A 6,357-nucleotide genomic window follows, 5' to 3' on the forward strand; every position below is an offset into this window, starting at 1 on the left:
CCTGGGCGCCGTCCCCGCCCCGCAGCGCCCGCGCGTCGACCCCGCCGCGCTGGGGGTCGGCATCGTCCACCTGGGCATCGGCGCCTTCCACCGCGCCCACCAGGCCGTCTACACCGAGGACGCGGTCGCCGCCGCCGGCGGCGACTGGGGGATCTGCGGCGTGACCCAGCGCAGCCGCGCCGTCGTCGAGCAGCTCGGCCCGCAGGACGGGCTGTACGCGGTGCTCGCCCACGACGCCGCCGGCAGCGAGGCGCGCGTGGTCGGCGCCGTGCGCGAGCTGCTCTTCGCCGGCGAGGAGGCCGGGCGCCTGCGCGACCTGCTCGCCGCTCCCGCCACGCGCCTGGTCACGCTGACGGTCACGGAGAAGGGCTACCGCCACGACCCCGCGACCGGCCGGTTGCGGCGCGCGGACCCCGACGTGGCCGCCGACCTCGAGGGCTGGCCCGCCGGCCGGGCGCCGCGCACCGTGGTCGGCCGGCTCGTGGCCGGGCTGGCCGCCCGCCGCGCCGCCGACGCGGGCCCGCTGACGCTGCTCTCCTGCGACAACCTGCCCGCCAACGGCGCGGTGCTGCGCGGTCTCGTCGCGGACTTCTGCGCCGCCCTGCCGGCGGGGGAGGCCCTGCGCGGCTGGGTCGAGGAGTCGGTGCGCTTCCCGTCCTCGATGGTCGACCGCATCGTGCCCGCCACCACGGCCGCCGACCGCGAGCAGGTGCAGCGCCTGCTCGGGCTGCGCGACGAGGGCGTCGTGGTCACCGAGCCGTTCCGCCAGTGGGTCGTCGAGGACGACTTCGCCGCCGGGCGCCCGGCGTGGGAGCGCGCCGGCGCCGTCCTCACCGACGACGTCGCGCCCTACGAGGCGATGAAGCTGCGGCTGCTCAACGGCAGCCACTCCACGCTGGCCTACCTGGGCGTGCTGGCCGGTCACGAGCACGTGGCCGACGCCGTCGCCGACGACGGGATCGCCGCGCTGGTCGCCCGCCTCATGGCGCACGACGTCGTGCCGACGCTGGCGGTGCCGGCCGGTTTCGACGTGGTGCGCTACCAGCGCGACCTGATGGACCGCTTCGCCAACCCCGCGCTGCGCCACCGCACCCTGCAGATCGCGATGGACGGCAGCCAGAAGCTGCCGCAGCGCCTGCTGGCGACGATCTCCGACGCCCTGGCCGCCGGGCGCGAACCCCGCGCCGCCTGCCTGGGGGTGGCCGCCTGGATGCGCTACGTCTCGACCGCGCGCTCCGAGGCGGGTGCGCCGCTGCCGGTGGACGACCCGCTGACCGCGCGCCTGGCGGAGGTCACCGCGGGCGCCGGTTCACCCGCGGCGGTCGTCGACGCGCTGCTGGGCCTGCCGGAGGTGTTCGGCGAGGAGCTGCCCGCCGACGGCCGCTTCCGCGCGCTGGTCGAGCAGGCGCTGGAGGCGCTGACCCGGGACGGGGTGGCGGGCGCGGTCCGCGAGAGCGTCGCGAGCTGAGGGTGGGCGCCCCCGCGGAACCCGTCGACGCGCTGGAGGGGTTCGAGGACTGGCCCGCCTTCCTGCGCCGGGAGCTGCCGCCGCGCGGCGGCCCGCCCGACCTGGCCGCGGTGCTGGGGCTGCCGCGCAGGCCGCCACCGCCGCGGGTGCGCGAGGAGGGTTCGCGCAGGGTCGGCGACCTCGACGTCACCACCCTGTCGTGGGACGTCGGCTTCGGGCCGCGCACCCGGGCGTCCCTGCTGCGCCCGGCGGGCAGCACCGGGGTGCTGCCCGGGGTGCTGGGCCTGCACTGCCACGGCGGCGCCAAGTGGACCGGCGCCGCCAAGCTCGTCGACGACGGCTCGCCCCCGCAGCAGGACGGTGCACCGCGCTTCCCCGGCTACGGCGGGCGGGCGGCGGCGAACGCGCTGGCGCGGCGGGGTTTCGCGGTCCTGGTCCACGACGCGTTCTCCTGGGGCAGCCGCCGGTTCCCGCTGACGCGGCCCTCGCCGAAGTGGGCCCCCTGGCTCGCGGCCCTGGAGGCCGGCTGGGCGGCGCAGGGCCTGGTGGTGGGGTCCGCGCAGCGCTACGACGCGCACGCCCAGCTGCACGAGGAGACCCTCGCCAAGGCGGCGGGCGTCCTGGGCACGACGTTCGCGGGTGCCGTCGTGTTCGAGGACCTGCTGGCCCTCGACGTGCTCGCCGCGCTGCCCGGGACCGATCCGCACCGGCTGGGGGCCTTCGGGTTCTCCGGCGGCGGCGGGCGGGCGCTGCTGCTGGCGGCGCTCGACGAGCGCGTGCGCGCGCACGTCGTCGCCTGCATGCTCTCGACGACGGCGGCGCTGGTGGGGCGCTACCTGGACACCCACTCGTGGTTGCTGCACTCGCCGGGGCTGGCCCGCTTCGCCGACCTGCCGGACCTCACCGCGCTGCGCCCGCTGCTCGTGCAGTACGCGCTGCAGGACCCGCTGTTCCCGCCGGCCGGGATGCGCGCCGCGCACGAGCGCCTGCTGGCCCGGCACGCGGCCGCCGGGACCTACCGGGGTGCCGAGCACCCCGGCGGGCACCGGTTCGACGTCCCGATGCAGGAGCAGGCGTGGGGGTTCCTGGAGGAGCACCTGGCGCGCTGAGGCGGCGGGTGCTCCTCCCGTCAGCGCCCGCGGGGGAGCGGTGAGAGGTCGGTGGCCTGCAGCTGCGCGCGGATGGCGAGCTCGACGGCCGTGAACGCGTGCTGCTGGCTCATCGCCGTCTCGGTGCGCGCCAGGCAGTCCAGCACCAGCTGGCCGAAGAACGGGTAGCCCACCTCGCCGTCGAGGTGGAAGTGCCGCTCGCCCCGCCCGTTGACCAGGAACAGGTGCCCCGGCCCGTCCTGGGTGCCGATGTTGGCGTACTTGCGCTGCTCGATGAACCCCTCGGTGCCCAGGACGAAGCTGCGGCCGTCGCCCCAGGTCTGCAGGCCGTCGGGGGTGAACCAGTCGCAGCGGAAGTAGCCGGTGGCGCCGGTGTCGGTGACCAGGTTCGCATCGCCGAAGTCGTCCAGCTCGGGGTGCTCGGGGTGGGCGTAGTTGGCGATCTGGCTGTTGACCACGGTGGCGCCGCCGGCGCCGGTGTAGTGCAGGACCTGGTCGACGTTGTGGCTGCCGATGTCGATGAGGATGCCGCCGTAGCGCTGCCGCTCGAAGAACCACGCGGGGCGGGTGGGGGCGTTGAGGCGGTGCGGGCCCAGGCCGATCACCTGCAGGACCTTGCCGATCGCGCCCTGCTCGATGAGCTGGCCGGCGAAGACGGCCGTCTCCACGTGCACGCGCTCGGAGTAGTAGACGGCGTACTTGCGCCCGGTGCGCGCCACCGCCTCGCGGGCGGTGGCCAGCTGCTCCAGGGTGGTCAGCGGGGCCTTGTCGCTGAAGTAGTCCTTGCCGGCCTCCATCACCCGCACCCCCAGCGCGCAGCGCTGGTCGGGGACGGGGGCGGCGGCCACCAGCTGCACCTGCGGGTCGTCGAGGACCTCCTGCTCGCTGCGGGCGGGGCGGGCCTGCGGGAAGCGCTCGCGGAAGCGATCCACCTTGGCGGGGTCGGGGTCGTAGACCCACGTCAGGGTGGCGCCGGCGCCGATCAGGCCCTCGCACATGCCGTGGACGTGGCCGTGGTCCAGGCCGATCGCGGCGAACTCGAACTCACCCGGTGCCACGACGGGCGCCGGTCGCGGGGCGGGCGCGTAGGTGGCCCCGTCGCCGGTGCCGCCGCTCACCGGCCGACCTCGATCCCGGCGTCCGAGCCCGGCACGGTGATGGAGCCGGCCAGGTCGCTGACGGAGGCGGTCTTGGCGAAGAAGCGCGGTGCGCGCTCGGCCAGCGTGCCCGCCCGGGTGTACGGGTCGTCGCCGCCCAGCGGGAGGTCGACGGTGCGGCGCTCGACGCCGGCCTGGTAGATCGCGGTGATGAGCTCGATGGTGCGGCGCCCGTCGTGGCCGTCCACGGCGGGGCGGCGGCCGGTCTCGACGGCGGTGAGGACGTCGTCGACCTGCCCGCGGTGGCCGGTGTGGGCCAGCGGGCGGTGCCCGGCGGCCAGCGCCCGCAGCTGCTGCACGAGGTCGCCGTCGCCCTCCGGGGCGGGGAAGCCGTTGGGCTGGGCGCGCTCGGCGACCACCTGCCCGTCCAGGCCGATGCGCGCGTGGCGGCCCTGCACGACGATCTGCTGGTGCTCGCCGTGGGAGACCACGGAGCTGGTGAGGGTGGCCAGCGCCCGCTCGTAGGCCAGCACCGCCACGGAGAGGTCCTCGACCTCGGCGTTCTCGTGGGCGGCGTTGGTGAGCACGGCGCTCACCGAGCGCGGGCTGCCCAGCAGCCACAGCAGCAGGTCGACGTGGTGGACGGCGTGGTTGAGGGTGCAGCCGCCGCCCTCCTGCTCCCAGGTGCCGCGCCACCACATGTCGTAGTAGCCCAGCCCGCGCCACCAGGCGGAGTCGACCTGGACGTGGCTGACGGGGCCCGCCAGGCCGGAGTCCAGGGCGCTCTTGAGGCGGACCACGTCGTCGCGGAAGCGGTTCTGCGCCACCGAGGAGAAGATCGCGCCGCCCTGCCGCTCGGCGCGCAGGATGGCGTCGCAGGCGGCCAGCGAGGGGGCCATCGGCTTCTCGCACAGGACGTTGACGCCCGCGGTGAGGAAGTCGACGCTGATCCGCTCGTGGGTGGCGGGCGGCGTGCAGACGCTGACGAGGTCGACCTCGACGCCGGCGAGCAGGTCCTCGTGGGAGGAGAACACCTGCGCCTGCTCCAGGCCGAGCTCGGCGCGCCGGGCCTGCGCCCGTTCGGGGAAGACGTCGCTGAGGGCGACGATCGTGCAGCGCTGCGGGAAGTCCAGGTAGGCGCGCAGGTGCGACTCGGAGATGCCCCCGGTCCCGACGACGGCGACCCGGATCACGCGCCCGCTCCCGTGCGGGGCGCGTACGCGGCGCGCGGGATGGTCGTGGTGAGGTCCACGGCGGTCTCCACGGCCTCCTCCAGCGCGAGCTGGCCGGAGGCCACCAGCGAGGCGAGGAAGGAGCTGTCCACGCGGCGCGACACGTCGTGGCGGGCGGGGATGGAGGCGAAGGCGCGGGTGTCGTCGACGAAGCCGGAGGTGTTGTAGAACCCGGCGGTCTCGGTGACGGCCTCGCGGAAGCGGCGCATGGCCAGCGGCGAGTCCAGGAACCACCACGGCGCCCCGAGGCGCACCGAGGGGTAGGCGCCGGCCAGCGGGGCCAGCTCGCGCGAGAACGTCGTCTCGTCGATGGTGAACAGCACGCAGCGGAACCCCGGGTCGGAGCCGAACTCCGACAGCAGCGGGCGCAGGCCGTGCACGAAGTCGACGGCGACGGGGATGTCGAAGCCCTTGTCGGGGCCGAAGCGCTCGTGGACCGCCGGGTCGTGGTTGCGCAGCACCCCGGGGTGGATCTGCATGACCAGGCCGTCGTCGCGGCTCATGCGGGCCATCTCGAAGAGCATGTGGGCCGCGAACGCGGCCGCGTCGGCTGCGCTCACCGCCCCCGCGCGGGCGGCGGCGTAGACGCGCTCGGCGTCGGCGCGCTCCAGCGGTGCCGTGTCGGCGCTGAGGTGGCCGTGGTCGGTGGCCCGCGCCCCCATCGCCACGAAGTGCTCCCGGCGCCGGCGCAGCGCGGCGAGGTAGCCGTCGTAGCTGCCGACGTCCTCGCCGGAGACCTCCGCCAGCTCCTCCACGTCCTGCTTCCAGCCGGGGCGGTCCAGGTGGACGAGGGCGTCGGGGCGGAAGGTCGGCACGACGGTGCCCGACCAGCCCGAGGCCGCGATGGCGGCGTGGTGCTCCAGCCGGCTGGCGGGGGCGTCGGTCGTGGCCAGCAGCTCCACGCCGAAGGCGTCGAAGAGGGCCCGGGGCCTGAACCCCGGGCTGGCGATGCGCTCGGCGAGCTGGTCGTAGATCTCGTCGGCGGTCTCGGGGGAGGGGTGCACGCGCACGCCGAAGACGTCGTGCAGCTCGTGCTCCAGCCAGTACCTGCTGGGGGTCCCGCGGAACAGGTGCCAGCCCGCGCAGAAGCGGCGCCAGACCTCCCGCCCGTCCTGCTCGACGGGGCCGCCGTCGGCGCGCGGCACGCCCAGGTCCTCGGGCCGGGTGCCCTGGGAGACGAGCATGCGCGTCACGTAGTGGTCGGGGACGACGAGCATCCGGGCGGGGTCCTCGAACGGCTCGTCGTCGGCGAGCACCTGCGCCTCGACGTGCCCGTGCATGCTGATGATCGGCAGGTGGCGCACCTGCGCGTAGATCTCCCGGGCCAGCGCGCGCACCCCCGGCTCGGCGGGCAGCAGGCGGTCGTCGTCGAGGGTGAGGGGGCGCACGGGGTCTCCGGTGGCTCGCGGGCGTGGTCGGTCGGGGAGTCGGTCGGGGAGTCGGTCGGGGAC

At 75.8% G+C, this 6,357-nt stretch carries 5 protein-coding genes; 2 read left to right on the plus strand and 3 right to left on the minus strand.

The features are described 5' to 3' along the window. Position 1 precedes the first annotated feature (1 nt). Both GTQ99_RS18220 and GTQ99_RS18225 read left to right on the plus strand, forming a co-directional pair. Positions 2 to 1,468, plus strand: coding sequence for a mannitol dehydrogenase family protein (locus GTQ99_RS18220; protein ID WP_166617142.1), 1,467 nt, complete (start codon positions 2 to 4; stop codon positions 1,466 to 1,468). 2 nt (positions 1,469 to 1,470) lie between these two features. Beyond that, entirely contained in the window at positions 1,471 to 2,577 is a 1,107-nt protein-coding gene (locus tag GTQ99_RS18225) for a dienelactone hydrolase family protein (protein WP_166617143.1), read from the plus strand. A 20-nt stretch (positions 2,578 to 2,597) separates the two neighbouring features. On the opposite strand, the gene GTQ99_RS18230 is transcribed toward GTQ99_RS18225, so the two are convergent. From GTQ99_RS18230 to uxaC, 3 genes are read right to left on the minus strand one after another with little or no spacing between them, the layout of a single operon-like run. Next, positions 2,598 to 3,695: a Gfo/Idh/MocA family protein gene (locus tag GTQ99_RS18230; RefSeq protein ID WP_166617144.1), complete on the minus strand. Its 1,098-nt coding sequence runs from the start codon at positions 3,693 to 3,695 to the stop codon at positions 2,598 to 2,600. Then, on the minus strand, positions 3,692 to 4,867 hold the full coding sequence (locus GTQ99_RS18235) for a Gfo/Idh/MocA family oxidoreductase (RefSeq protein ID WP_166617145.1): 1,176 nt from the start codon (positions 4,865 to 4,867) through the stop codon (positions 3,692 to 3,694). Before GTQ99_RS18235 ends, GTQ99_RS18230 begins: the two co-directional genes overlap by 4 nt. Beyond that, the gene (gene uxaC, locus GTQ99_RS18240; protein ID WP_166617146.1) at positions 4,864 to 6,294 is read right to left on the minus strand and encodes a glucuronate isomerase; all 1,431 of its coding nucleotides are present in this window, start codon (positions 6,292 to 6,294) and stop codon (positions 4,864 to 4,866) included. The genes GTQ99_RS18235 and uxaC overlap by 4 nt, the downstream gene beginning before the upstream one ends. Between the last annotated feature and the right edge of the window lie 63 nt (positions 6,295 to 6,357).

The organism is Kineococcus vitellinus, assembly GCF_009906315.1.
Classification (GTDB): Bacteria; Actinomycetota; Actinomycetes; order Actinomycetales; family Kineococcaceae; genus Kineococcus; species Kineococcus vitellinus.